The organism is Salegentibacter sp., assembly GCF_036568425.1.
Lineage (GTDB): Bacteria > Bacteroidota > Bacteroidia > Flavobacteriales > Flavobacteriaceae > Salegentibacter.
This window is the reverse complement of record NZ_DATCSO010000101.1, coordinates 25,136-49,370: the sequence shown is the minus strand read 5'-3', so window position 1 is coordinate 49,370 and position 24,235 is coordinate 25,136. Positions and strand designations below refer to the sequence as shown.

Below are 24,235 nucleotides of genomic sequence, written 5' to 3'. Positions count from 1 at the left end.
TTATTAATACTCCTTTCAGCGAAAAAACATTTAGTAAAGTCTTGTTTTTGTAATGTTTTTCTGCAGTTTTTCTGAAAGTTCCAAAAGCCAGTTTAGTTGATTAATAACCAAGTGCGCTTCCCTGAGTTGCTCCTGGAGATTTTCACCTGCCTGGGAATTTCCCTCTTCTATCCTGGTTTCACTTCGCTGAAGTAAATCTTCGAAATTTTGGTTAAGGGCCTTCTCAGCTTTAAGAGTGATTTCCTGATTTGGTAACCTCTTTATTTTCTGTTCAGAAAGAATATTTTCGGTATTTCTTAGATTTTGAATTATATGTTGCACCAAAATATCAAAGTGCTCAGAAGCACTGGTAGTTTTATGGTTTCTAATGTATGTCCCCAGGGAGGCCAGAGCTCCAAGAAAAGTTTGATTAATCCCTATGATTTCGTAAACTCCACTTATTTCTTTCTGTTTCGACCTGGGCTCCTGGGTCATTCGTTGAAAAGCTGTATTAAGGTTTCCGGTTTCAAGAAAAGCATTCTTTCTGGCAAGTTTATAAGAAATCGGTAAGCTTCCCTTTTCCTTATAAAACCGGGCAATTTCTTCCAGATAAATTTTATTTGCCTCGATGCTTTTCAGCATAACATTTTTAATCCCTTTAACTTCCCAGGCCGGCCATAAGACAAGGTTTCCAAATGCGGCCAGGCTTGCTCCTACCAGGGTATCGATAATTCTATACTGAATTACATTGTATACATCTGGCTGCAATAAGGAGTAGATAAAAACTATACTTAGTGTAATAAATACCGCCGCCGTTTTATAATTTCTCTGGACCAATGAAAAAGCCAGGGTTAAGGAAAGCAGGCCTAAAATCGCATATACGACCTGGTTCTTTACAAAAAAGACGATCCCAATAGCGATAACCCCACCTATAAGTGTACCTATTATTCTTTGTTTCGAGCGTTCTTTTGTAAGCCCGTAATTGGGTCTCATAATCACAATAATGGTTAACAGAATCCAATAGGCATTGTCCAGCGAAAAATAAGCTCCAATTGAAAAACCTACCAGAACCACCACTGCCAGACGCAAGGAATGTCTGAAAATAGTAGAATCCAAATTTAGGTTTTCAAGTAATATCTTTGGGTCATAATCCTGAGGCGTTATAAACCTGAGCACCTCTTTTTTCTTCGGAAAAACCCTTTTCCTGTCTTCAAGATTATACAGAATTCTTATAATCGTATTTATTTTTTGAGCTTGCCTATTCAGATAGTCGAAAAGATTCTGAAGCAGGAACATATGTTCCTTATTATCATTGAAGTCAAGGTTTTTTCTAAAGTTATTAAAGCCGGTTTGAATTTTCTCCAGATTTTCCCGAATTTCCTTTTGGGTATAATTAGAATTCTTCTGAAGTGAGATAGAGATTTCGTCTAACTGCAGCGCCAGGCTTTCTACAAGTGAACTAAGTTTTTGAGGCACTGCAGATTTAGCTCCAAAAACTTCATCCATTTTATCGTAATCCACCGGGTTAGCTATAGCCAATTCCAAAACATCGACGAGTTCAATAAAAATGAGCAATCTTTTTCGGGCATAATTAGAATTCCCGAAATTTAATCTTGACCTTATAAGCGTATCTCTTAAACTTTCATGTTTCTCATTTAATTCCCCTTGTATCCTGAAAAGATCCTTCTTCAGGCTTTCCCTTTTTTCCGTCTCGGTTAATAATTCTGCACGGGTTTTTAAATACAAAGCGGTAAGCTCCATCGCTTGCGCCAGAAGCTGTTCTGTAGCCCTTTTCGGATTTAAATAATGCCAGAAAACACTTAATAGTAAATACCATAATCCTCCTAAAACTATTAATAGGGCACGTTCCCAAATTTCAAGGGCTGTGGAAATATTGGCAAAACTCAATACAATAGCAAACAAACCCGAAAAAGCAACCAGGGAAGCCCTGAACCCAAAGACGGCCAGGTATGCAATCCCGAAAACCAAAAGAGCCAAAACCGGCAGCAGTATCCAAAGTTCCACTGAAGCATAACCGAAAATTAGCGAAACCAATCCAGCGAGAACAGCAGCCAGGAAAACTCCAATAATCTTATGGCTAAAACTTCCTTGAATATCGCTGGGAGAACTAAGCAAACACCCTATAGCCAGCGCCGCACCTATCTCATAATTCCCCAAATAACTAAAGACAGCAATAGGTACACTAATCGCAATACTAAGTATTACAGCCTTGGAAAAATCCGGACTGCGGAAAAACTTAAGAAGGTCCTCAAAATAGTTTTTTATTCTATCCAAACTGGTGTTGATTAACAGTACAAAAGTACAAGCAATTTAAATCTTAGAAGGTATGATTCTACAGGTTTTAACCAAAGGATTTTTTTAAGGATAAATTAGCAGTAAAAGCTTGTTCACATTTGTTATAGGTAGTAAATTAAAGCTTCACCGCTTAATGAAATAAACCTATGAATAAAATTATACTTCTTAATTCCAGACCAAAAGGGACCCCCAGTCTTAAAAATTTTAAAATTACTGAAGAGCAGAAGCCCGAACCGGGAGAAGGGGAATTATTACTTGAATCAAAGTATATCTCCGTAGACCCTTATTTGCGTGGAAGAATGCGAGATGAGGAATCATATATTCCACCTTTTGAGGTAGGAATGCCATTGGAATCAATGATAATTGCTGAAGTAATAAAATCCAATAATTCCAATTTCAAGAAAGGTGATTTTGTAAGCGGAATGCTTCAATGGAAAGAATTTCAAATTTCCCAGGGAAAAGGACTTAATAAAATAAATAAGGACAAGGCACCGCTTTCTGCATATTTAGGCATTCTCGGTCTTACTGGTCTAACGGCCTATATAGCCCTGGATAAAATTGCCGATCTTAAGGAAGGAGAGACCATGGTAGTTTCCGGGGCTGCGGGAGCCGTTGGGAGCGTGGCAGGACAGATCGGAAAAATAAAAGGCTGTAAAGTGATAGGGATAGCTGGCAGCGATGAAAAAATCGAGGAAATTACAGACAAGTTTGGTTTTGATTCAGGGATAAATTATAAAACAACATCAAATATGAAGAAGGCACTCGCCGAAAAATGCCCTAACGGTATTGATGTTTATTACGATAATGTAGGTGGGGAAATCCTGGATGCGGTAATGCAGAATATAAATGACTTTGCACGTATAATCAATTGTGGGGCGATCTCACTTTACAATAAAGAAGAAATGCCCACCGGCCCTCGTGTAGAAGGTATTTTAATAAAGAAAAGTGCCTTAATGCAGGGATTTCTGGTGAGGAATCACGTCAAAGATTTTGGTCCGGCTATTAATCAACTTGCAACCTGGTTGGGAGAAGGAAAATTAGAATATGAGGAAACAATAAAAAAAGGATTTGAAAATACACCCCAGGCCTTCCTGGATCTTTTTGAAGGAAAGAACAAGGGTAAAATGATCGTAGAGGTTTAATTCCAGATAGAATTCCCCTTCATTTTCCTCCATTCTGTCTTATCATCGGTTTTAATAAGAAGAGTGTTATTTTTCACCTCAAAAATCACCTCCCCCGAAGGGATTTCAAAATTGGGTTCCATTGAAAGAATGATCTTTTTATTTATCACTTCATAGGTTCCCCTCCAAATAATATCAGAAACCATAATTTCTGCATCATTATTTTTTAGGAAATCGACCTGTTGATGGCAATTGATGAAAAAGTCCGGGGGTTGGGCATCCAAACATTCTTCTTCAGAATTAAAAAATAACCTAACATAGGATTTGCCCTCAAATTGCTTCTCTTGTCCCGGACCCGAAAGTTTATTACAGGCAGTAAGTGATAACAATATTATTAATACGATATAAATAATTTTCTCCTTCATAAGCCCACTGACATTAGATGTATAAGTTAATGAATTTGAAGGAGATATATTATTTTCTAATTATAATTTAATGTAAAATTTTTTTCTATATCCATAAAAAAAGCAGTTCGAATCACGAACTGCTTTAGATAATTTTTTTAGGGTATTCCTTATTTTTTGGGTGGTTGCGAAGGTCGCACTTCAATTTTACTTGGCAACGTCCGGGGGTTAATTTTTAAAAGATCTACCACTAATTCTCCAATATCCTGGGGTTGGATTTTCCAGGCATCTTCTTCAGTTGGGGTATGATCATTAAAATAAGTTGCTACCGAACCGGGCATAATTGTACTTACTTTTATTCCTTTATCTCTAAGATCCAGCATAACCGCTTGAGTAAACCCTGTTACCCCAAATTTACTCGCATTATAAGCTGCCCCTCCAGAGAAGAAATTTGTTCCTGCAAGACTGGATATGGTGATTACATAACCTTTAGACTTTTTTAAAGCTTCCAGGGAAGATTTAATACTGTAAAATACCCCACTTAAATTAGTATCTAAAGTTTCCTGCCATTGTTTGACGGAAAGCTCATCGATATTTCCAAAGTGGCCAATTCCTGCGTTAGCGATTAGTACATCCAACTGCCCCCATTCCCGGACTAACGAATCTACCGCCTTTTGTTGACTTTCGTAATCACGTACATCGGCTTCAAGGCCCATAACTTTATCCTTGCTGCCTAATTTGGAAGCAGCATTTTTAGCATTTTCTAAAGAGCGGCTTGTTATAGCTACTCTCATTCCCAAATCCAAAAGGGATTTTGCCACACCAAAACCTATTCCTTTGCTCCCACCGGTAATAAATGCTACTTTGTTTTCTAATGATTTCATTTTCAAATTTTTATTAATTTTTCAATCTAAAACTACTAAAGATTGAAGCTTCATTAAAATTTAGGAGACTAAGATATTGTTAATTTTAAGCCTGAAAAGCGACAATAATTCTGTGTTAAAATGTTTCAGAAAAGACTGAAAGAAGTAACTTTGCAAAAATTAATAGCCGCAGAAGGGTATTAGAAAAGTTTAATCAGAATAAAATCTTTCTTTTGAAAAATATAAAGGCACAGCAGTTACTCAATAAAATCCAACGTGATCTTATGCGCAATGGTATTATCATTAATACTTTGGTTAAGGATCTGAAAGAGCTAAGAACTATTATTGTTGACGAAGAGGGCAACCCTTTGCTTGCAAAAGCTTTAAGGTTAACCTATGAACATATTGAGAATTTTGAAGGCTTTGAAATTGCTGTTCCCGATGATGAACCGATGGAAGAAGGGGAAGAAATACCTGAAAACACCGCTGAAACCGGGCAAGAAAGTCTTGATTATCTTTTGTCTTTAATGGCAGACCCTGAGAACAAGGTCAATAAAATAGAATTAAGAGAGTATGTAAATGCTCTGAATACTTATGCAGAAGAAAATTAATTCTGTAAAATTCTCTTTAGGTCCGGAATTTGAAATAGCTGCGCTTTTTTTGGTGCCCTACCACCAAAACACTAAAACACTTTTTTTAAATGAAAAAAGAAGCGAAATCTAAAAGAAAGAAGTCGCGCATACGTTTATTGCACCAGTATTATAGTTATACAGGTTTCTACAAATTTGTATGGCGAAGCGTAAAAAAGGCGATAATACCCATTGTGCTATTCCTCGCTGCCATATTTGCATTAGACAGATACTTTCTGGATATCGACCAGATGTTAATCACGGTTACTGAAACTTATTCCCCACCTGGAATCCTGGGAGTATTTTTTCTCTCTGAATCTTTATTGGGCCTAATACCACCGGAACTCTTTATAGCCTGGTCTGGAAAATCCTCCAGCCCTATTCTTTACCTTTCACTGCTTGCCCTCGCCTCTTATTTAGGAGGAATTATCTCCTACTACATAGGAAGGGCTATTACCAAAATTCCAGCAGTCCATGAAGACATTGAGATAAAAATGGCTGATCATATTAAAAACACCCGTAAATGGGGTGGATTCTTAATTATTGTAGGTGCCTTATTACCTATTCCCTTTGCAATGACCAGTATTGCTGCAGGAATAATTAAATTTCCTTTCCCTAGCTTTTTGATGTTTGGCTTGCTGCGTTTTGTGCGCTTTTACCTTTATGCCCTGGTCATTTTTGAAATGGTATAAATCTGCTTTTCTCTATTTCTAAAATTCTAAAATTTTCCCAACAGCCCTTTCTTTTCGCTATAATTGAGTTAGTTTTAATAAAAACCAATCAAAAACTCAATTTTATGAATTCTAAATTAAAGAAGGTGGCGCGTACTGGTTATGCCGCTAAGGCAGTTGTATATGGATTAATTGGAATCCTTACTTTGATGGCTGCTTTTAATATGGGTGGTCAAACTGCGGGCCAAATGCAGGTAATCGATTTTTTGGAAAAACAGGCTTTTGGTAATGTTCTACTGGTTTTAATCGCTCTTGGCTTACTTTGCTATTCAGGCTGGAGATTCTATCAAGCGATAAAAGATCCAGAGAATATAGGACAGGATAAGAAAGGTAAAGCTAAGAGATTTGGTTTTTTTATTAGTGCCTTAATTTACTTAAGCATCGCAGGTTATGCGGTTATGAAACTTTTAAATACAGGAACTTCATCCCAATCAGGTTCTGGACAAAAGGGAATGTTGTCTTCGTTTTTAACCGGTGATGCCGGGGTTTATGTTTTCGCTGCGATAGGAATAGGTCTAGTAGCCACTAGTTTTTTTCAGTTTAAAAAGGCTGTTAATAAAGATTTTCTGGAGAAATTTGATTACAAATCTATTTCAGAAGAAAAACGCAGAAGGACAATAAAAAATACGGGGTATCTTGGCTTAATTGCTCGTGGAATTATCTTCGCTATTCTTGCTTATTTCTTTATTCGGGCAGCAATAGCCCATAACACCTCCGATATAAAGAGTACTACAGATGCGTTTGCATTTTTACATGAATCGCCCATGGGTTCCTGGTTGATGGGAATTGTAGCCGCAGGAATGATTTGCTATTCCATCTATATCTTTATGATGGTTAAATACAGGAAGTTCAGAACTTAAGTCGCTGTTAAACTATCTCAAATCCATCTTAAAGGAGAAATTTAATTCTTTGAGATTATATATCTTCAGGTTTACTAATCAATTAAAACTTCTATTATGTCCTTATTAACTATAATTCTGAATATTCTTTTACCTCCTCTGGCGGTTTTCTTAAAACACGGTTTAAGTGGAACATTTGTTATAAGTTTGATACTTACTGCCCTGGGATGGATTCCAGGTGTAATTCATGCTTTTCTTGTGAATGGAACTAGATAAAGGTAAAACCATCAGAAAACAAAGCGTCCCGGTACAAAAGACCGAGGCGCTTTTTTTATACTATTATAACAACACTTAATTTTCGCTCTCGGCTCTTCTTTTCACCTCATTTTGCCAATCCCAGGCACTTTTTAAAGCTTCGTCAAGGCTAAGCTTCGCTTTCCAGTTAAGTACATTATTTGCTTTGGTGGTATTGGCATAGGCAGCGGTTATATCACCTTCCCGCCTATTGGTAATTGTATATGGTAGCTTCTCGCCACTAACTTTCTCGAAACTTTCAATCACCTCCAGAACAGAATTTCCTTGTCCGGTTCCTAGATTGAAAACTTCGTAGTTAGCTTCTTCCTTATTTTCTATAAGGCGCTCTAATGCCACAACATGTGCCCGGGCGAGATCCATTACGTGAATATAATCCCTAATGCAGGTTCCATCTGGTGTTGGATAATCATCTCCAAAAACCGATAATTCCTCTCTTTCGCCAATAGCGGTTTGTGTGATATACGGAATAAGATTCTGGGGAGTACCTATTGGCAGTTCTCCAATCTCTGCACTGGGATGCGCTCCAATTGGATTAAAATAACGTAGGGAAATTGCCCTGAATCCAGGGTTTGCTTTACAAGTATCTGCAATAATCTCCTCTCCTATTTGTTTGGTATTTCCGTATGGGGATTCAGCTTTCTTAACCGGAGCATCCTCGGTAATTGGCAGTTCATCGGCCTGCCCGTAAACGGTACAGGAGGAACTAAAAATAAATCCGGGGTTTTCTTTCTTATTGAGTTCTTTCATCAAATAGATCAGGCTGGCCAGGTTATTTTCATAATATAGTAAAGGGTTTATAACACTCTCGCCTACTGCTTTTGATGCAGCAAAATGTATCACTCCATCTATGTCGGGATATTTCTCAAAAAATTCCATCACTTTCCCCTTATCCCTGAGATCAAAATTTTCAAAAACCGGAGTCTTCTGACTGATTTTTGTAATCCCTCCCAATACGTCAATGCTCGTATTAGAAAGATTATCTATAATTACTACATCAAAACCTTTTTCCTGCAGGGCCACCACTGTATGCGATCCTATAAACCCGAGACCCCCGGTGACCAATATTTTAGAGTTCATTTAATATTTTTTGTTAGTGATGCAAATTAAGAAAAATGTTAAACAAGCAGCCGTTAACGAAACGCTAATTTGATTTTGGTTATACCTCTAATTTTCAAAAATAGAGGGCTACTCTCTGTATAAATCTCGCATAAAAACTATCTTTGCGCTGTTTAAATTATTTACTGTGGAAAAGAAAAAGAAAATTTTTAAATGGGTGAGTTTTTTAGAAGGACTTTCCTTTCTATTATTGTTATTTATCGCCATGCCTTTAAAATATATGTTGGATAAACCTGCAATGGTTGAAAATATTGGGATGGCGCACGGACTGCTATTTATTGCCTATGTTTTAGGGGCTATTTATCTTTTTAAACCAATGAATTGGAACTTCAAGGAACTTTCTGTTATTCTGGTATGCTCACTGGTTCCTTTTGGACCCTTTTATGTTGAAAGAAAATATTTATAATTATGGAATTTGATGGCTGGTTAAAAAACCTGGTTTGTCTTGTTGAAGATTTACTAATAGAATATGGTTTAGATCCCACAGCAGCCCAGTACATCAATTTAACGATTAATATCCTTGTCCTGATCCTCCTTATTATAGGGGTAAATCATCTCATTAAGACCTTTGTAATAGAGGCTTTTAAGACCTTTACTAATAAAACCAAGACTACCTTTGATGATTTTCTAATCAAAACCAAATTCCCAAAATATATTGGGCGGATAGTTCCGTTATTTATCCTTTATTATCTTGTACCATTTATATTTATTGACTTTCCTCTGGTAATTAAAGTATTTGATTTCGTTTTCAATATTTATGTCATTATCCTGGTAGTTTGGATCTTCCGAAGCTTCATGCGAACTCTGAAGGCTTATTTGAAAACCCAGGAGTCATTTAGGGATAAACCTGTAGAAAGCTATATTCAGGTGGTGATGATCGTAATTTGGACCATCGCCCTGCTCTTTATTTTTGCTGAAATCACCGGGGAATCAGTAGTGAAATTTATAATTTCTCTTGGTGCAGCTTCAGCTATTTTACTACTGGTATTTAAAGACACTATTTTAGGATTTGTAGCTTCTATTCAGGTAACTGTAAATGATATTGTTAGAATTGGCGACTGGATCACATTCAGCAAATATGGTGCTGATGGAACTGTTACCGAAATCAACCTTTCAACTGTGAGGGTGCAGAACTTTGACAATACTTTCACAACAATTCCAACTTATAGCCTGATCTCGGATTCCTTTCAGAACTGGCGGGGAATGCAGGAATCTCCAGGAAGAAGAATTAAGAGAGCCGTATTTATTAAGCAGAATTCAGTAAAATTCATGACCAATGCTGATCTGGAAAAACTCAAAAAAATCCAGCTCATAGAGTCATATCTGGAGACCCGCCAAAATGAAATCAATTCCTATAACGAATCTCAAAAAATTGATCGCTCCTTACCTATCAATGGACGGAACCAAACCAACCTGGGAATCTTTAGGAAATATGTGGACACCTATCTCCAAAACCATTCGGCAGTACATAAAGAGCTCTATATTATTGTGAGACATCTTGCACCTACTCCACAAGGAATTCCGGTGGAAATACTTTGTTTTAGTCGTGATAAACGCTGGGAAAACTTTGAATATATCTCCGCCGATATCTTCGATCACATCATTGCTGCAATCCCCTATTTTGGGCTCCAGCTTTTCGAATCCCCATCTGGAGACGATATCACAAAATATTTTCAGCATCTTTCTGAACCTGCGAAAGACTAAATCTGCTATATTTAGTCCGTATAAACCTAACCAATGAAATTAAAAACTTTTCTTCAGATATTTGGGGCCATCGCCGTGCTCCTAACCTTAATTCCTTTAATCGCAGCCGATTTCTGGTGGATTCGGGTATTCGACTTTCCGCATATACAATTAAGCCTTTTAACCTTAACAGCCATTGCCGCCTATTTCATTCGCTTCGATATAAAATTGCGACAGGATTATATTTTTATGATAATACTTCTGGCGTGTTTTATCTTTCAGTTTGGAAAAATTTATCCATACACCCCTTTTTCAGCTTATGAAATTGGAGAAAGCACAAAGGCTGAGGCTCCTCAATTAAAAATCTTAACTGCTAATGTTCTTCAAGAGAATAAAAAATACGAAAAATTAATAAGCGAAATAGATCGAATAAATCCTGACGTTATGGTTTTTACTGAAACCAATACAAAATGGAAAAATGAAATTTCTGAAAATCTGGAGGAGTCTTATCGTTATAATGTAGAAGTTCCTTTACAAAACACCTACGGGATGCTGTTGTATTCAAAGTTTGAACTGATCGACCCACAGGTACGATATCTTGTACACGATAGTATTCCTTCAATCCACACCCGAATAAAATTGCCCGAAGGGAATTTGGTACAACTCTATGCCATTCATCCTACTCCACCAATGCCACAACATAATCCAAGTTCCTCCGATCGCGATGCTGAAATGATGAAAATCGCAAAAATGAGCCTGGAACGAGAACTTCCGGTAATTGTAATTGGAGATTTTAACGATGTCGCCTGGTCTGAAACCACCTCCCTTTTCCAGAGTGTAGGAAGACTTCTGGATGTTAGGGTTGGCCGCGGATTTTACAACACTTTTAATGCTAACAACCTTCTTCTTAGGTGGCCACTAGACCATATTTTAACTTCGGAAGAATTTAGATTAAAAGATATTAATACCGGGGAAAACACCGGCTCTGATCATTTTCCTTTTTATGTGAGCCTAAGTCTTGAACCGGACAGGGCTAAAGAACAAGAAGCTGAGGCCCCTAATGAAAATCAATTAAAAAGGGCGAAAGAGCAAATAAAGGAAGAGGAAGAAGAAAATGTTGAAAAAGCCAAAGAAGCTAAAGAAGAAAACTAATCATTTTGATTAAGCCTGTCTTTTACAAATTCAATCTTTGTTTTTCCATGTTTCATTGGTTTGCCATCTTTACCAAGAGTGACCATAATTATTTTTTCAATGGTAATAATAACTGCGCGGGTCATTTTATTCCTAACCTCGCATCGTAAACTCAAAGAAGTACTCCCAAATTTCAAGACATCAATTCCTATTTCAACAATATCGCCCTGATGAGCAGAATTTTGAAAATTGATCTCGCTAATATATTTGGTTACTGTTCTCGGATTTTCCAACTGAATGATGCTGTAAAGAGCACATTCTTCATCGATCCATTCTAAAACCCTACCCCCAAACAGGGTTCCATTTGGATTTAAATCCTGAGGTTTTACCCATTTCCTGGTATGAAATCTCATTTTTTATTTTAAAGGTAAAAAACATAATCCTGACTGAAAGAACCTTCTTTCATTTTTACGAAATTCCATATTATGTCTCAGGAAAATAAAGAAAAATAAATTTTAGCACCAATTAATTTTGGATTCGTACTACAAATAAATCTCAGCTGCATTAATAATTTCGGCATGGTCAAAGGCCAGATCAGGAAGCTGGTCAAGGGTAAACCATTTAGCCTCTGCGGCATCATCTCCGGCTAAAGGATTTTCGTCACAATTTATCCAACTTAAAAAAGCGATGGAAATGATGCGCCCCCGCGGGTCTCGTCCTGGGGCTCCAAAAGCCCTTACCTGCTCTATAGTTTTCACTTTTATACCGGTTTCTTCAGTGAATTCCCGTTTAGCGGCATCTTCTAGATCTTCATCTTCATCAACAAAACCACCGGGAATGGCCCATTGCCCCTTAAAAGGTTCATTTTTTCGTTTGATCAATAATACATTTATTTTATTATTCGAATTGCAAAATGCAACTATATCTACTGTTACAGCTATCTCTTGTTCCATAATTTCTATTTAAAATATACTGTTTTACGATTAACAAATTCTCTAATTCCGTGTTCAGATAATTCTCTTCCATAACCAGAACTTTTGGTACCTCCAAAGGGTAAACGAGGATCACTCTTTACAAGATCATTAATAAAAACCGCCCCATCCTCAAACCGAGGAATTATTTTTTTAGCAAGGGCCAGATTACCGGTAAAAACCGAAACACCCAACCCAAATTTAGAAAGATTAACCAGCTCTACAGCTTCGTTTTCGTCTTTAAAGGTTGTCACTCCTATTACCGGTCCAAAGGTTTCTTCATCAAAAACGGGCATCCCGGGCTTCACATTTATTAAAATACTGGGTTCATAATAAGCCGAATCCCGATTTCCCCCCAGGATAATCTCTGCCCCCATATCCAATGATTTCTGAACCTGCTCTTCTATATCTTCGGCCAGATCCTCTCGTGCAAGAACCCCAATAAAAGTTTCTTCATCCATTGGGTCTCCACTTTTAAGTTCCCGTACCTGCCTGGTAAATTCTTCCAGGAAATCTTCAGCTATATTTTTTTGGAGCAGAAGACGTTTCCCGGCAATACAGCTTTGCCCTGTATTTTGAAATCTCGCCATTACACAGGTTTTTACCGTTTCTTCAAGATTAGCATCCTCAAATACAACCAGGGCATTACTCCCACCCAATTCCAAAACTGTTTTTTTGATCTCTTCTCCCGCAACAGAAGCTACAGCGCTTCCTGCAGGATTACTACCGGTAAGGGTAACAGCTTTTACTCTCGGGTCCCTGATTATAGCTTCTACTTTATCACTACCAATAGATAAATTCTGAAAACAACCTCCTGGAAAACCTGCTCTTTCAAAAGCCTTTTGAATATTCGCAGCAGATTTCATCACATTGCTGGCATGTTTGAGAACAGCAATATTTCCGGCCATTAATGCCGGGGCAGCAAACCTGAATACTTGCCAAAAGGGATAATTCCAAGGCATTATGGCCAGAATTACGCCAAGGGGTTCAAAACTTACATAAGATTCTGAGGCATCTGTTTTTATAACCTCATTTGACAGCTGGTTTTCGGCATTTTCGGCATAATACTCACAAACCCAGGCGCATTTTTCGATCTCGGCAATACTCTGTGAAATGGGTTTCCCCATTTCAAGGCTCATATCTGTAGCATACTCCCTGGAATTCCTTTTAAGTTCTTTAGCCAGGTTTTGTAAAAGCTCTGCTCTTTCGCCAAAACTTATGGATTTCCAGGAATTAAATCTCTCTTCAGCATTAGCCAGGGCATTATCTATATCTTTTTTAGTAAATTCCTTTATTTTGAAGATCTCTTCTCCGTTGTAAGGATTTTTGGAAATTATCATTTTTAGTTAGTTCAATTTAATGGGTGGATAGAAATAAAGATAAAAAGAAGTTAGCGCCCCACTGGGGCGATTAAGAGGATTTTAACGGAAATGCTCTTGTTTATAAGTGGTTTACAAGTCTTTCAAAGTTATATAAAAATCCTACTCTTAATTACTTAAATTTAAGAAACTCTATTAGTTATGAACCTACGAGATCTACAAGTGGTTGAAATGAGACCCGAAATTGCTTCGGCTAAAGTTTCAGAGAAAATGAGTTCGGATGAATGCTTTCAAAACCAAACTCTACGCCCCATTACTAAACTCCAGGAAGACCTTATCCTGGAAGTTTTTAGAAATTACATCGTAAAACATAAAAATTCGTTTTATGAACTAAATCTGGAGAAGAGGCTCGATTACATCGAGAATGCAATTCATAAAGACATTAAGTTCCGCAATAGTTTAAAAGGGATTATTATAGGTCAATTTAGCCTTGAAGAATACCGGAAGTATATTTTAAACTCATCTGCGCTGAACAAGCGGATGATGAATATCGTAAAACAGAATCTCCAGGGAAGAATTCAGTTATTAGAGCGCGAACTGGCGTATTAGCAAGCCTATAAGAATAGTTATCGCGAAACTCATTAAAGTACCTATTAGAACGTATTCGGTTTGTTTACGGGCGCCTGTCTCGCTTTTATCGCTGAAACGGAGAATCGATTTTGCAGCGATTAAAAAGCCTATGGCCGAAAAGTTATCAGTAAGAATAAAGGTAAGCACCAAAATTCTTTCAAAAATACCTATGTAGCGCCCGGCAGCTTCAAGGCTATTATTTTTGTGAGCTACTTCTATTTCCTCCTGCCAGCGCTGAGTGGCTTTCCCAATAAGAAATCCTGCAGGGAAAATTATTAGAAGATAGCCTATTAATACCGCAAGGAAATAGGTGTTCGTGAGTAAGTTTTGTAAGGTCGGAAAAATTTCAACAAAACCATTTACAATGTATAACCAGGCCAGAAATATTACCACTAAATGAAGAAACTGGTCGAAAAGAAAAATTTTAAAATTATCTTTTTTCTGCTTAAGCTTCCAGTAATCAATGAAAAAATGGGTAACTCCAATAAATACCGCAATGTGCCACAGTTCTGGATCCTGGAGAAATAGCAAACTTAGGAAACCGGCCAAAAATGCGTGTACATACAAAAACCAGGATCTCAGAACTAAGCCTTGCTTATGTTTAATAAACCTGGTAGGCTGTAGTACGAAATCTGTCAATACGTGAGCCAGCAACAGCTGAAGTAAAATGATTATTTCCTGGTGCATTAAGTAAAGGTTTTGGAAATTATATGATGGTAACGTACTAAAAGTGCATTTACAGCTTCCCAACCGGCTGCTTTTTTGCGCTGATTCACTGCCGATTGGCTGATGCCTAATGCCGTGGCAATTTCCTTTTCCTTTAAGCCTTTCAGAAGAAAATAAATGACCTCCGCAGAAGCTGTACTCCATCTATCGGTAATTTCATCGAAAAGAAAAAGACTCGCATCAAACTCCCCGTTTATATGCTCATTTGGAGTTTTTAAACGGGTTTTACGGCTCTCATATTTCATTTTATCCAAAGATCTCCCTGAAAATTGAAAAGCCTGGCCATTCGATTCTTCGATGGTATTGCCCCGGTAATCCAGGCTCCCAATCCCAATAGCTATTCTAAGATCGGCTTCCCTTAATTTTCCCTTTTTGGTTGTAGAGATTCTTAAGATAGCTGTTTTAAGTTGCAGCATGACAACAAGGGCCTCTGCGGGATCTTTTAATACTCCCTGAAAACTATCGCCCCTATAGATATTAAAGTCTGAGGAAGGCTGAGTTTTTTCAATATCGATAAACTCCTCTTTTAAGACAGTCATTACCCTGCTCATCAGCGGTTCCGAATAATGTGTAGAATCTATAAGATCTGCTGTTAGTACTGCTATCATAATTCAAATATACAAAATATTAGTATAAAAACTTATAATATGCAAATATTAGTCTATTAGCTTATATTAAATTATTTTAAGCTACTAAGCTTATATAACTTAAATTGGATGTGTTTTCTGATATTAAATTTTTGCTAAATATTCTTTTAGGGAAATTCCGATACTTAATTTTAAACAAACACCAAAAAAGTAAAAAATGGCGATTAATAAAAAAGAAATTTACTACAATAGCCTTGAAGCTGTAGACCGGAGAATTGAAAAATATGAAAAGGAAATGGATATGATTAAAGAGTCCATGGATGCGAATGATGTAAAAACCGATTACGACGAGGATAATAAAGGTCAGTTACTGGGAGATTTTGAAAAATACGCCAAATACCTGAGCCAAGCCCAGGAAATGAAAGAAAAACTGGCTAATTTAGATCTGGAGCATTACAGTGAAACCGTAAATTTTGGTAGTGTAGTAGAAACAAATACAGATTTATATTTTGTAGCTGTACCGGTTGGAGAGCTTCTGCTTAAGGACGGTAGCAAGGTTTATTCAATTTCAACTGAAGCTCCTATTTATCAGGAAATGAAAGACAAAAAAGCCGGAGACAGCTTCAGTTTCAACGACAAGAAGATGGAAATAAAAAAGGTGCATTAAATGCACCTTTTTTATTCAGGATATTCCACCCTTAGATGGTATATATTTTTAAGTTTTCGTTTAAGAATTTTCTTGATAAGTTGAATTTCCTTAAAGGTGATATTTGCATTTAGAAATTGTCCTTCTTCCATTTGTTTATTTACAATCTTCTCTACAAAATTATCTATAAGGCCGGCAGTAGGTTCTCTAAGGCTCTTACTGGCTGCTTCTACCCCATCGCACATCATTAAAATTGCAGTTTCTTTACTAAAGGGGATGGGCCCGGGATAACTAAAAGCATCTGTAGGAACATTTTCGTCTTTTTCCTTTGCTTTTTTATAGAAGAAATAAACTGTACTGGTACCATGATGTGTTCTAATAAAGTCGATTACCCGGTCTGGTAAATTATTCTTCTTGCCAATTTCGATTCCCTTAATCACATGTTCAATAATAATCTGGGCACTCTCTTGCGGATCCAAATCATCGTGCGTATTCACATTACTGGTTTGATTTTCAGAAAAATAAGTAGGATTATCCATTTTTCCAATATCGTGATAAAGTGCCCCAACCCTCACAAGCATTGCATTTGCACCTATTTCATTAGCTGCTGCCTCAGCGAGGTTTGCAACATTGAGGGAATGATGAAAAGTCCCCGGTGCCTTTTCGGCCATTTCTTTCAATAATTTTGAATTGGTATCTGAAAGTTCCAGTAGAGACATATCAGAAACCAAACCGAAGATTTTTTCATAAATATAAATAAGTGGCTGGACAAAAAGCGTTGCCAGGCCACCCAGTAAAAAAGTGAGAAAAACTTCGGCTTCAATTTCTGCAATACTTCCTTCCTGAATTATCGTAAAAGCAAAATAACTAATAATATAGACCAGGGTAATCTCTCCAACCGAGATAAATAAATTTGCTCGTTTATACAATTCAGAAACCGTGAGAATGGTAACGATTCCCGCAATAATTTGAAGGAACATGTATTCATAACTATTGGGGACTATAAAGCCCAGAAGAAGTACTGTTACCACATGAGTAAAAAGTCCCAGGCGCGAATCGAAGAAAGCCTTTAAGGTAAGCGGTAGAACCGCCAGAGGCACAACGTATACGTAATCTATATTGAACCTAACCACCAAAGTGGTGAGCATAACCATAAACAGGATATTGAAGAAAATAAAAGTAACTTTCACATTATTTTCAAAAATATCATATCTGTACTTTCTTATAAAAAGCAGTAGCATTAGTAAGGCAAGAGCCACGAGAGTACTGTATCCAACCAAAACCCAAACATAATTGCTACCGGTCCATACCTGGGATTCATATTCGGTTCTAAGGGACCTTAGAATATCGTACTTATTACCTTCTACCACCTCTCCTTTAGCGATCACGCGGCTACCCTGCTCCACATTTCCGCGGGTGTAGGAAATATTGTTCAGTTTGCTCTCAAGTTCCCGCTGCGTGAGCTCATTGTCAAATTCCACATTGGGTTCTACTGAATTAAAGAAAACCTCCAGTAGACCATCTTTTAGAAATGTGAGATTAGAATTTTCGATTTTCCCGGCAAGGAAATCCCTAACTTGGTTTAACTTTAGAATTCTATTATATGGAACTTCAAAGGCTTCGTTACCGCGGCGCAGATATACCAGCTGATCTGGATCAAGACGATTGCTTTCCTGCAAAATACCATTCTCATACAAATCATTGAGATTCTCGTCTACAAAATTCCTGATTTGTTGCTCATGAATATTTAAGATACTATCAGTAAAGATAAGCCCGATTTCTGACTGAGCCTGTTCTTTTATTTCAGGAAATTTGGACTCATCCAGCTGAAAATAAGGGGTATGATTTCGCGTGATTTCCTGGCGTTCGGCTTTGATCTCCTCTTCAGTCTTCAGAATAGCAAAATCGAAGGGAGCATAGAGATTTTCATATTGCCAGGGCTTACCTTTAGGAATCTCATATTTAAATTTCCCGCCTTTGGGTAAGAGATACACAATTAAAATCGCGGTAAGTGCAAATAAAAATACTTTGTAAAATAAAGCCTGATTTTTATAAAGGCCATTTACGAATCTTGTCATACAAAAAGTACTATAGTTCAAATGTACTAAAAAATAGGCGTGAATGCTTAGCAGTTGGTCAAGTTCCTATTAAAATCACTAAATTCGCATAGAAGGAAAAACTAAAAACAAAACAAAATATGAAAGAAGTTGTTATTGTAAGTGCCGCACGTACACCTATAGGTAGTTTTCTTGGCAGCCTATCTACGGTTCCGGCCACAAAATTAGGATCTATTGCCATAAAAGGTGCTATGGATAAGATTAAGCTTAAGCCAGAGCTGGTTGAAGAAGTACTAATGGGAAATGTGGTACAGGCCAATGTTGGCCAGGCTCCCGCAAGACAGGCTGCACTTGGCGCCGGAATTCCCGATACCGTACCCTGCACTACTGTTAATAAAGTATGTGCCAGCGGAATGAAAGCTGTCATGCAGGCAGCACAATCTATTATGCTTGGAGATAGTTCTATTATTGTTGCCGGTGGAATGGAAAATATGAGTTTAATTCCGCATTATGTACCTATGCGCAAAGGTCAAAAATTTGGCCCTGTTACTATGATCGACGGTTTGCAACGCGATGGTCTGGTAGATGCCTACGATCAAAATGCAATGGGAGTTTGTGGTGACCTTTGTGCTAGAGAATATGATTTCTCCAGAGAAGACCAGGATGATTTCGCTCGAGAATCTTACGAGCGCTCAGCAAAAGCATGGGCCGAAGGAAAATTTGACAATGAAGTAGTTCCTGTAGAAGTACCACAACGCAAAGGAGACCCTGTAATAGTAAAAGAAGATGAGGAGTTTAAGAATGTAAGAATGGATAAAATTTCTTCTCTTAGACCTGCCTTTAGTAAAGATGGTACTGTAACTGCTGCAAACGCTTCTACCATAAACGATGGTGCTGGAGCAATGATTCTAATGAGTCGTGAAAAAGCTGAAGAGTTAGGGTTAAAAGTATTGGCTACAATAAAATCCTTTGCGGATGCTGCACAGGAACCAAAATGGTTTACTACTGCACCGGCTAAGGCGTTACCTTTAGCCCTTGATAAAGCAGGAATTACTAAAAATGACGTAGATTATTTTGAATTTAACGAAGCTTTCGCGGTTGTAGGTCTTGCTAATATGAAAATTTTAGATATAAGTGCAGATAAAACCAATGTTAATGGTGGAGCCGTTTCACTTGGACATCCATTAGGTTGTAGTGGTGTGAGAATTCTAATTACATTACTCAATGTCCTGGAGCAGAATAATGCGAAAATTGGTGCAGCAGCCATTTGTAACGGTGGCGGTGGTGCCTCTGCAATGGTAATCGAAAGAAACGCTTAAGATTTAGAAAAAAATATTGGATGCAATACGGAGTTTGCCACCTAAGCATAGTACCGCTTCGCAGTTCAGCTTCAGATGAAAGTGAAATGGTAACTCAAATTCTTTATGGAGAATATTTTAAAATTTTAGAAGAACGTGCCCAATGGAGCAGAATTCGTGTTGCATTCGATAATTATGAGGCTTGGATTAGTAATAAACAATTTCTTAAAATCCAGGAGGAACAATACCTCAATCTAAAGAGCGCTAAACCTAAGCTTTCTTCAGATGTGATTAATTATATTACCGATGAAAAAGGCTATTTAATGCCAATCCCTTTGGGATCGGTTTTAAATTCTCTTGAATTATTTCAACACGTTTATGATGGGCATAGCGAAACTGGTGAAAAACCAAAATCACATCTTATAGACACTGCGCTTCTCTATTTAAACAGCCCATTTACCCGGGGTGGAAAATCCCCATTAGGAATAGACTCCAGCGGCTTTACGCAAATGGTTTACAGATTGAATGGCTATAAGCTTTTCCGGAATGCTGCTGAGCAGGCTCGCCAAGGGGAAGCATTAAGCTTTATCGAAGAAAGTGAAGTTGGAGATCTTGCCTTTTTTGATGACAAGGAAGGAGTTATAAATCATGTGGGCATTATCATGAACGACAATTACATAATTCATTCAGATGGCAAAGTAAGAATAGACCGCCTGGATCATTCTGGTATTTTTAATTCAGAGCTTCGCCGGCACACCCATCAATTAAGGGTCATAAAAAAGATTATATAAAAGAAGGCCACTGTTCCCAGCGGCCTTTTTATATTTTATTCTCTTTAAAAAGAATTGAATTACTGTTGTAATTCTTCAAGTCTGTCTTTCATAACCTGAGCTTTATCTTCTTCATCCAGGGCATAAAATATATTCATTGCAGTCCTGATAATTTCGACATTTGAAGGATCATGCTCAATAGCATCTTCCAGATAAGGAATGGCTTCCTGGTAAACTTCCAAACGCTCTTCTTCAAGTTCCTTATAACGCTTGTTATCTTCTTTACTCATTCCCAATTTATTCATCTGGTCAATGATTTCTCTTTCCTTTGCAAGAATTGCTACCACTATATTCATTCTAGCTTCTGACATATCAGGATCAAGTTCCAGAGCTTTCTCGTAGTATTCAATAGCTCCTTCAGTATCCCCTAATTCTGCAGTAGTTACACCGAGATTATAATAGATGGTAGGATCGTCAGGGCTTTTCTCGAGAACCTGTTTCATTAGCTCATTATATTTTTCTTTATCACCCATTCGGTAATACATATCAGCTTCAGCCTGTATTAACATTACATTATCAGGATTCTCGCGTTTAGCATCTTCCATGGCTTCAACAGCTTCATCCATTTTCTCCTGGTTGATATAAATAAGAGCAATGTTTTTAGCGATCTCACCTTTTTTAGATGGAGATTTTCTGTCTTCAGGATCTGTATACTCACTGGTTTTTACCAAAAGATCACGTTGTTCTTTAGACATGGCTTCCTGCTCACCGGTTTCAACATTTGTAGCAAGATATTCCATTTCTGATCCGTCAAATCCAAGGTCTCTTAGTTCTTTATAGTACTCCAGGGCAGTATTGTAATCCTGAGCATTAAGGGAATTTGCAGCTGCATAATAAAGATACAGTGTATCCTTTGGGTTTATTTTATAACTGGTAAGAAGTTTTTCTGAGGCACTTTTGTAATCCTCAGCATTTTGATCTTCCACAGCACTTTCCACCAGGCTGTTTCTAACATTTAATAAACCATCCTGAGCTTCAGAACTCCCCATCTCAGCAGCCTTTTTGAAAGCCTCTGATGCGATGAGCATATCATCCACTTTTACATTTTTACCATCCCCAAGATAGGCCTGACCTTTATAAAGGTAAAATCTTTCCTTCCATTTATCATTAGCATCCGATAACATGGATTCTGCCTTTTTGATTTCAGCTTTGGCTTCGGTGTAATTCCCATCATCCACCGCGTCTCCGGCGTTTCTAATTTCACTTTTTTGAGCAACCGCTACCAGTGTAAATAATGACAGGGCTACTGTTAAAATATTAACTTTCATTTTGATTTGGTTTTATATTTAATTTATTCTTCACTATCCTCAGCAATAGTTGTGCCATGAGCATCCGGCTTAGTAGGTTCGGGTGTTATGGCGTCTTCCATGTTTTCAACATCATCCTCATCATGCAGTACTTTTGCAACCGCGGCAATAGAATCATCACCTTTTAGATTGATAAGTCTAACTCCTTGAGTTGCACGTCCCATTACCCGCAAATTAGCCACTTCCATTCGTATCACAATTCCAGATTTATTGATGATCATGATATCATCTTTATCAGAAACATTTTTAATGGCAACCAGGCTTCCGGTCTTTTCGGTAATAGAAATGGTCTTTACTCCTTTACCTCCACGATTTGTAATTCTATAATCATCCAGACTGGAGCGTTTTCCATAACCGTTTTCTGAAACTACAAGGATATCTGAATTAAAGTCTTCTACAGAAATCATTCCTACAACTTCATCATTCTTATCAGCAAGAGTGATACCTCTTACCCCTGAAGCATTCCTACCCATAGGACGGGTTTTGCCTTCTTCAAACCTGATGGCTTTCCCGCTTTTTATTGCGAGCATAACCTGGCTTTCACCATTGGTAAGTTTAGCTTCAAGTAATTCGTCGTCTTCTTTAATGGTGATGGCATTAATTCCATTTGTTCTTGGTCGGGAATATTGCTCAAGGGAAGTTTTTTTCACCTGCCCTTTTTTGGTAGCCATAATTACATAATGACTGTTTACATATTCCTCATCTTTAAGGTCCTGGGTATTGATGAAGGCTTTAACCCTGTCATCTGGATCTATATTGATTAAATTCTGAATCGCTCTTCCCTTTGAAGCTTTGCTTCCTTCAGGAATTTCGTAAACACGCATCCAGTAACATTTCCCTTTTTGAGTAAAGAAGAGCATATACTGGTGATTGGTCCCGGAAAAAAGATATTCAAGGAAATCTTCATTTCGCGTAGTAGAACCTTTTTGACCTACTCCTCCCCTGTTTTGGGTTTTATATTCATTAAGAGAAGTTCTTTTAATGTACCCGGCATGCGAAATGGTAATTACAACCTGCTCATCCGGAATCATATCTTCAATACTAAGGTCTCCCCCTGAATATTCTATTACAGAACGACGTTCATCTCCATATTTCTCTTTTACCTCCAGAAGTTCATCCTTAATAACCTGCATTCTGCGTTCTTTACGTGCCAAAATGTCTCTCAGATCTTCTATGGTTTTAAGGATATCTTCATATTCAGCACGAAGTTTGTCCTGCTCCAGGCCGGTAAGTTGTCTTAATCGCATTTCTACGATAGCTTTTGCCTGAACTTCGGTTAATTCAAACTTGTTCATCAACTTTTCCCTTGCCTCTTCCGCATTTCCGGAAGACCTGATAAGGGCGATAACTTCATCAATATTATCTGAAGCTATAATAAGACCTTCAAGGATGTGTGCACGATCTTCGGCCTTTTTAAGTTCAAATTCAGTCCTTCTCACCACCACTACATGACGGTGCTCGACGAAATGATAAATAATGTCCTTTAAATTAAGTAGCTCAGGTCGGCCATTGACAAGGGCAATATTATTTACGCTGAAAGAGGATTGAAGGGCAGTGTGCTTATATAAGGTATTCAAAACTATATTTGGAATGGCATCTCTTTTTAACTGATAAACAATGCGCATTCCGTTTCTATCAGATTCATCTCTAATAAGGGAAATACCTTCTATTTTCTTTTCATTTACCAGGTCAGCCGTTTTCTTTATCATATCGGCCTTATTGACCTGATAAGGAATTTCAGTGACCACAATATATTCTTTACCGTTAATTTCTTCTAATGTTGATTTGGCACGAAGTACAACCCTGCCCTTCCCGGTCTTAAAAGCCTCCCGAACTCCATCATAACCATATATGGTACCTCCAGTTGGAAAATCCGGAGCCTTGATATGTTCTATAAGCTCATCGATTTCGATATCATGATTGTCGATGTAGGCTATGGTACCATCAATGACTTCAGCTAGATTATGGGGAGCCATATTTGTCGCCATTCCCACTGCAATTCCACTTGCTCCATTGACTAAAAGATTCGGGATTCTGGTAGGAAGCACAACAGGCTCTGAAAGAGAATCATCAAAATTCAATTGGGTATCAACGGTATTTTTATCAATATCGATTAGCATATCTTCACTAATCTTCCGCATACGGGCTTCGGTATAACGCATCGCAGCAGGACTATCGCCATCTACCGAACCAAAGTTACCCTGGCCATCTACCAACATATAGCGCATGCTCCAGTGTTGAGCCATCCTAACCATAGTATCATACACCGAGGAATCGCCGTGAGGGTGATACTTACCTAAAACTTCCCCAACGATCCTTGCCGATTTTTTATAGGCACGATTGGAGAGAACACCAAGTTCATGCATCCCGAATAAAACCCGGCGATGTACCGGTTTTAAACCATCACGTACATCGGGAAGAGCACGTGACACAATGACCGACATTGAATAATCAATGTAAGCCGACTTCATTTCGTCTTCAATGTTGATAGGAATTAACTTTTCTCCTTCAGCCATATTCTTAGTTTATTTTAGTTCTAAAATCTAACGAGCCAATTTACATATTTTATCTCTGTTGGACGGCTCTTTCAGCTTGATAATACCTATATTTTATTAACAAATTTTTAGTGGAGTTTCGTTAATAAGTTCCTTAATTTCCATTTTGAAAAGTAAACTTAATTTTGTCAATTAGCTTAAGACTCTCCAAAAGGTATGATTTTTGAAAGTTTGAGTTGAAT

General features: G+C 37.7%; 24 protein-coding genes. 12 read left to right on the top strand and 12 right to left on the bottom strand.

Features of this window, described 5'->3' with window-relative positions; genetic code table 11:
- Positions 1–30: 30 nt before the first annotated feature.
- Positions 31–2,274 (bottom strand): FUSC family membrane protein, encoded by a 2,244-nt coding sequence (locus VIM94_RS10090; protein WP_332039176.1) that lies wholly within the window; start codon positions 2,272–2,274, stop codon positions 31–33.
- Between the two features lie 167 nt (positions 2,275–2,441).
- Here VIM94_RS10090 and VIM94_RS10085 point away from each other — a divergent pair, with 167 nt between their 5' ends.
- Positions 2,442–3,437 (top strand): NADP-dependent oxidoreductase, encoded by a 996-nt coding sequence (locus VIM94_RS10085; RefSeq protein ID WP_332039175.1) that lies wholly within the window; start codon positions 2,442–2,444, stop codon positions 3,435–3,437.
- Here VIM94_RS10085 and VIM94_RS10080 read toward each other — a convergent pair.
- Together VIM94_RS10080 and VIM94_RS10075 are read right to left on the bottom strand one after the other, a co-directional pair.
- Entirely contained in the window at positions 3,434–3,841 is a 408-nt protein-coding gene (locus VIM94_RS10080) for a hypothetical protein (RefSeq protein ID WP_332039174.1), read from the bottom strand. The two genes, VIM94_RS10085 and VIM94_RS10080, sit on opposite strands and share 4 nt — an antisense overlap.
- A 149-nt stretch (positions 3,842–3,990) precedes the next feature.
- Entirely contained in the window at positions 3,991–4,704 is a 714-nt protein-coding gene (locus tag VIM94_RS10075; RefSeq protein WP_332039173.1) for an SDR family oxidoreductase, read from the bottom strand.
- Positions 4,705–4,916: 212 nt separating this feature from the next.
- Here VIM94_RS10075 and VIM94_RS10070 point away from each other — a divergent pair, with 212 nt between their 5' ends.
- The 4 genes from VIM94_RS10070 (at position 4,917) to VIM94_RS10055 (ending at position 7,158) form a co-directional block, all read left to right on the top strand.
- On the top strand, positions 4,917–5,294 hold the full coding sequence (locus VIM94_RS10070; RefSeq protein ID WP_332039172.1) for a hypothetical protein: 378 nt from the start codon (positions 4,917–4,919) through the stop codon (positions 5,292–5,294).
- An 89-nt stretch (positions 5,295–5,383) separates the two neighbouring features.
- On the top strand, positions 5,384–6,004 hold the full coding sequence (locus tag VIM94_RS10065) for a YqaA family protein (RefSeq protein WP_332039171.1): 621 nt from the start codon (positions 5,384–5,386) through the stop codon (positions 6,002–6,004).
- A 104-nt stretch (positions 6,005–6,108) separates the two neighbouring features.
- On the top strand, positions 6,109–6,903 hold the full coding sequence (locus tag VIM94_RS10060) for a DUF1206 domain-containing protein (protein ID WP_332039170.1): 795 nt from the start codon (positions 6,109–6,111) through the stop codon (positions 6,901–6,903).
- 96 nt (positions 6,904–6,999) lie between these two features.
- Positions 7,000–7,158, top strand: coding sequence for a YqaE/Pmp3 family membrane protein (locus VIM94_RS10055; RefSeq protein WP_332039169.1), 159 nt, complete (start codon positions 7,000–7,002; stop codon positions 7,156–7,158).
- A 75-nt stretch (positions 7,159–7,233) separates the two neighbouring features.
- Here VIM94_RS10055 and galE read toward each other — a convergent pair whose 3' ends face one another.
- A complete protein-coding gene (gene galE, locus VIM94_RS10050) occupies positions 7,234–8,274 on the bottom strand; it encodes a UDP-glucose 4-epimerase GalE (protein WP_332039168.1) in 1,041 nt (346 codons plus the stop codon).
- A gap of 166 nt (positions 8,275–8,440) precedes the next feature.
- Between galE and VIM94_RS10045 the strand changes: the two genes are divergently transcribed.
- The 3 genes from VIM94_RS10045 to VIM94_RS10035 are packed head-to-tail and all read left to right on the top strand — an operon-like array spanning position 8,441 to position 11,148.
- A complete protein-coding gene (locus tag VIM94_RS10045) occupies positions 8,441–8,719 on the top strand; it encodes a DUF3817 domain-containing protein (protein ID WP_332039167.1) in 279 nt (92 codons plus the stop codon).
- Positions 8,720–8,721: 2 nt separating this feature from the next.
- Positions 8,722–10,017, top strand: coding sequence for a mechanosensitive ion channel family protein (locus tag VIM94_RS10040; RefSeq protein ID WP_332039166.1), 1,296 nt, complete (start codon positions 8,722–8,724; stop codon positions 10,015–10,017).
- Between the two features lie 33 nt (positions 10,018–10,050).
- Positions 10,051–11,148 (top strand): endonuclease/exonuclease/phosphatase family protein, encoded by a 1,098-nt coding sequence (locus tag VIM94_RS10035; protein ID WP_332039165.1) that lies wholly within the window; start codon positions 10,051–10,053, stop codon positions 11,146–11,148.
- On the opposite strand, the gene VIM94_RS10030 is transcribed toward VIM94_RS10035, so the two are convergent.
- The 3 genes from VIM94_RS10030 to VIM94_RS10020 form a co-directional block, all read right to left on the bottom strand.
- Positions 11,145–11,540, bottom strand: a complete 396-nt coding sequence (locus tag VIM94_RS10030; RefSeq protein WP_332039164.1) for an acyl-CoA thioesterase — start codon at positions 11,538–11,540, stop codon at positions 11,145–11,147. The two genes, VIM94_RS10035 and VIM94_RS10030, sit on opposite strands and share 4 nt — an antisense overlap.
- A gap of 129 nt (positions 11,541–11,669) precedes the next feature.
- Positions 11,670–12,080 carry an NUDIX hydrolase gene (locus tag VIM94_RS10025; protein ID WP_332039163.1) on the bottom strand — a complete coding sequence of 137 codons (411 nt, stop codon included), beginning with the start codon at positions 12,078–12,080 and terminating at the stop codon, positions 11,670–11,672.
- 5 nt (positions 12,081–12,085) lie between these two features.
- Complete coding sequence (locus tag VIM94_RS10020) at positions 12,086–13,438, bottom strand: NAD-dependent succinate-semialdehyde dehydrogenase (RefSeq protein ID WP_332039162.1); 1,353 nt, start codon at positions 13,436–13,438, stop codon at positions 12,086–12,088.
- Between the two features lie 180 nt (positions 13,439–13,618).
- On the opposite strand from VIM94_RS10020, the gene VIM94_RS10015 reads away from it, so the two are divergent.
- Positions 13,619–14,026, top strand: a complete 408-nt coding sequence (locus VIM94_RS10015) for a glyoxalase (protein ID WP_332039161.1) — start codon at positions 13,619–13,621, stop codon at positions 14,024–14,026.
- Here VIM94_RS10015 and VIM94_RS10010 read toward each other — a convergent pair.
- Together VIM94_RS10010 and VIM94_RS10005 are read right to left on the bottom strand one after the other, a co-directional pair.
- Complete coding sequence (locus VIM94_RS10010) at positions 14,003–14,734, bottom strand: DUF3307 domain-containing protein (protein WP_332039160.1); 732 nt, start codon at positions 14,732–14,734, stop codon at positions 14,003–14,005. The two genes, VIM94_RS10015 and VIM94_RS10010, sit on opposite strands and share 24 nt — an antisense overlap.
- Complete coding sequence (locus tag VIM94_RS10005) at positions 14,734–15,381, bottom strand: hypothetical protein (protein WP_332039159.1); 648 nt, start codon at positions 15,379–15,381, stop codon at positions 14,734–14,736. Before VIM94_RS10005 ends, VIM94_RS10010 begins: the two co-directional genes overlap by 1 nt.
- Before the next feature lie 196 nt (positions 15,382–15,577).
- On the opposite strand from VIM94_RS10005, the gene VIM94_RS10000 reads away from it, so the two are divergent.
- Entirely contained in the window at positions 15,578–16,027 is a 450-nt protein-coding gene (locus tag VIM94_RS10000; protein WP_332039158.1) for a transcription elongation factor, read from the top strand.
- A gap of 11 nt (positions 16,028–16,038) precedes the next feature.
- On the opposite strand, the gene VIM94_RS09995 is transcribed toward VIM94_RS10000, so the two are convergent.
- The gene (locus VIM94_RS09995; RefSeq protein WP_332039157.1) at positions 16,039–18,084 is read right to left on the bottom strand and encodes an HDIG domain-containing metalloprotein; all 2,046 of its coding nucleotides are present in this window, start codon (positions 18,082–18,084) and stop codon (positions 16,039–16,041) included.
- Positions 18,085–18,203: 119 nt separating this feature from the next.
- Between VIM94_RS09995 and VIM94_RS09990 the strand changes: the two genes are divergently transcribed.
- Positions 18,204–19,382 (top strand): acetyl-CoA C-acyltransferase, encoded by a 1,179-nt coding sequence (locus VIM94_RS09990; protein ID WP_332039156.1) that lies wholly within the window; start codon positions 18,204–18,206, stop codon positions 19,380–19,382.
- A gap of 20 nt (positions 19,383–19,402) precedes the next feature.
- Entirely contained in the window at positions 19,403–20,152 is a 750-nt protein-coding gene (locus VIM94_RS09985; RefSeq protein ID WP_332039155.1) for a C40 family peptidase, read from the top strand.
- A gap of 59 nt (positions 20,153–20,211) precedes the next feature.
- On the opposite strand, the gene VIM94_RS09980 is transcribed toward VIM94_RS09985, so the two are convergent.
- Positions 20,212–21,459 (bottom strand): tetratricopeptide repeat protein, encoded by a 1,248-nt coding sequence (locus VIM94_RS09980; RefSeq protein WP_332039154.1) that lies wholly within the window; start codon positions 21,457–21,459, stop codon positions 20,212–20,214.
- A 23-nt stretch (positions 21,460–21,482) separates the two neighbouring features.
- Complete coding sequence (gene gyrA, locus VIM94_RS09975) at positions 21,483–24,014, bottom strand: DNA gyrase subunit A (RefSeq protein ID WP_332039153.1); 2,532 nt, start codon at positions 24,012–24,014, stop codon at positions 21,483–21,485.
- Positions 24,015–24,235 lie beyond the last annotated feature (221 nt).

What these genes read in the sequence shown, in the direction of transcription:
- VIM94_RS10085 (WP_332039175.1), top strand. Translation starts at nt 2,442, where the DNA reads ATGAATAAAATTATACTTCTTAATTCCAGACCAAAAGGGACCCCCAGT.
- VIM94_RS10080 (WP_332039174.1), bottom strand. Translation starts at nt 3,841, where the DNA reads ATGAAGGAGAAAATTATTTATATCGTATTAATAATATTGTTATCACTT.
- VIM94_RS10075 (WP_332039173.1), bottom strand. Translation starts at nt 4,704, where the DNA reads ATGAAATCATTAGAAAACAAAGTAGCATTTATTACCGGTGGGAGCAAA.
- VIM94_RS10065 (WP_332039171.1), top strand. Translation starts at nt 5,384, where the DNA reads ATGAAAAAAGAAGCGAAATCTAAAAGAAAGAAGTCGCGCATACGTTTA.
- VIM94_RS10060 (WP_332039170.1), top strand. Translation starts at nt 6,109, where the DNA reads ATGAATTCTAAATTAAAGAAGGTGGCGCGTACTGGTTATGCCGCTAAG.
- VIM94_RS10055 (WP_332039169.1), top strand. Translation starts at nt 7,000, where the DNA reads ATGTCCTTATTAACTATAATTCTGAATATTCTTTTACCTCCTCTGGCG.
- galE (WP_332039168.1), bottom strand. Translation starts at nt 8,274, where the DNA reads ATGAACTCTAAAATATTGGTCACCGGGGGTCTCGGGTTTATAGGATCG.
- VIM94_RS10040 (WP_332039166.1), top strand. Translation starts at nt 8,722, where the DNA reads ATGGAATTTGATGGCTGGTTAAAAAACCTGGTTTGTCTTGTTGAAGAT.
- VIM94_RS10035 (WP_332039165.1), top strand. Translation starts at nt 10,051, where the DNA reads ATGAAATTAAAAACTTTTCTTCAGATATTTGGGGCCATCGCCGTGCTC.
- VIM94_RS10030 (WP_332039164.1), bottom strand. Translation starts at nt 11,540, where the DNA reads ATGAGATTTCATACCAGGAAATGGGTAAAACCTCAGGATTTAAATCCA.
- VIM94_RS10025 (WP_332039163.1), bottom strand. Translation starts at nt 12,080, where the DNA reads ATGGAACAAGAGATAGCTGTAACAGTAGATATAGTTGCATTTTGCAAT.
- VIM94_RS10020 (WP_332039162.1), bottom strand. Translation starts at nt 13,438, where the DNA reads ATGATAATTTCCAAAAATCCTTACAACGGAGAAGAGATCTTCAAAATA.
- VIM94_RS10015 (WP_332039161.1), top strand. Translation starts at nt 13,619, where the DNA reads ATGAACCTACGAGATCTACAAGTGGTTGAAATGAGACCCGAAATTGCT.
- VIM94_RS10010 (WP_332039160.1), bottom strand. Translation starts at nt 14,734, where the DNA reads ATGCACCAGGAAATAATCATTTTACTTCAGCTGTTGCTGGCTCACGTA.
- VIM94_RS10005 (WP_332039159.1), bottom strand. Translation starts at nt 15,381, where the DNA reads ATGATAGCAGTACTAACAGCAGATCTTATAGATTCTACACATTATTCG.
- VIM94_RS10000 (WP_332039158.1), top strand. Translation starts at nt 15,578, where the DNA reads ATGGCGATTAATAAAAAAGAAATTTACTACAATAGCCTTGAAGCTGTA.
- VIM94_RS09995 (WP_332039157.1), bottom strand. Translation starts at nt 18,084, where the DNA reads ATGACAAGATTCGTAAATGGCCTTTATAAAAATCAGGCTTTATTTTAC.
- VIM94_RS09990 (WP_332039156.1), top strand. Translation starts at nt 18,204, where the DNA reads ATGAAAGAAGTTGTTATTGTAAGTGCCGCACGTACACCTATAGGTAGT.
- VIM94_RS09985 (WP_332039155.1), top strand. Translation starts at nt 19,403, where the DNA reads ATGCAATACGGAGTTTGCCACCTAAGCATAGTACCGCTTCGCAGTTCA.
- VIM94_RS09980 (WP_332039154.1), bottom strand. Translation starts at nt 21,459, where the DNA reads ATGAAAGTTAATATTTTAACAGTAGCCCTGTCATTATTTACACTGGTA.
- gyrA (WP_332039153.1), bottom strand. Translation starts at nt 24,014, where the DNA reads ATGGCTGAAGGAGAAAAGTTAATTCCTATCAACATTGAAGACGAAATG.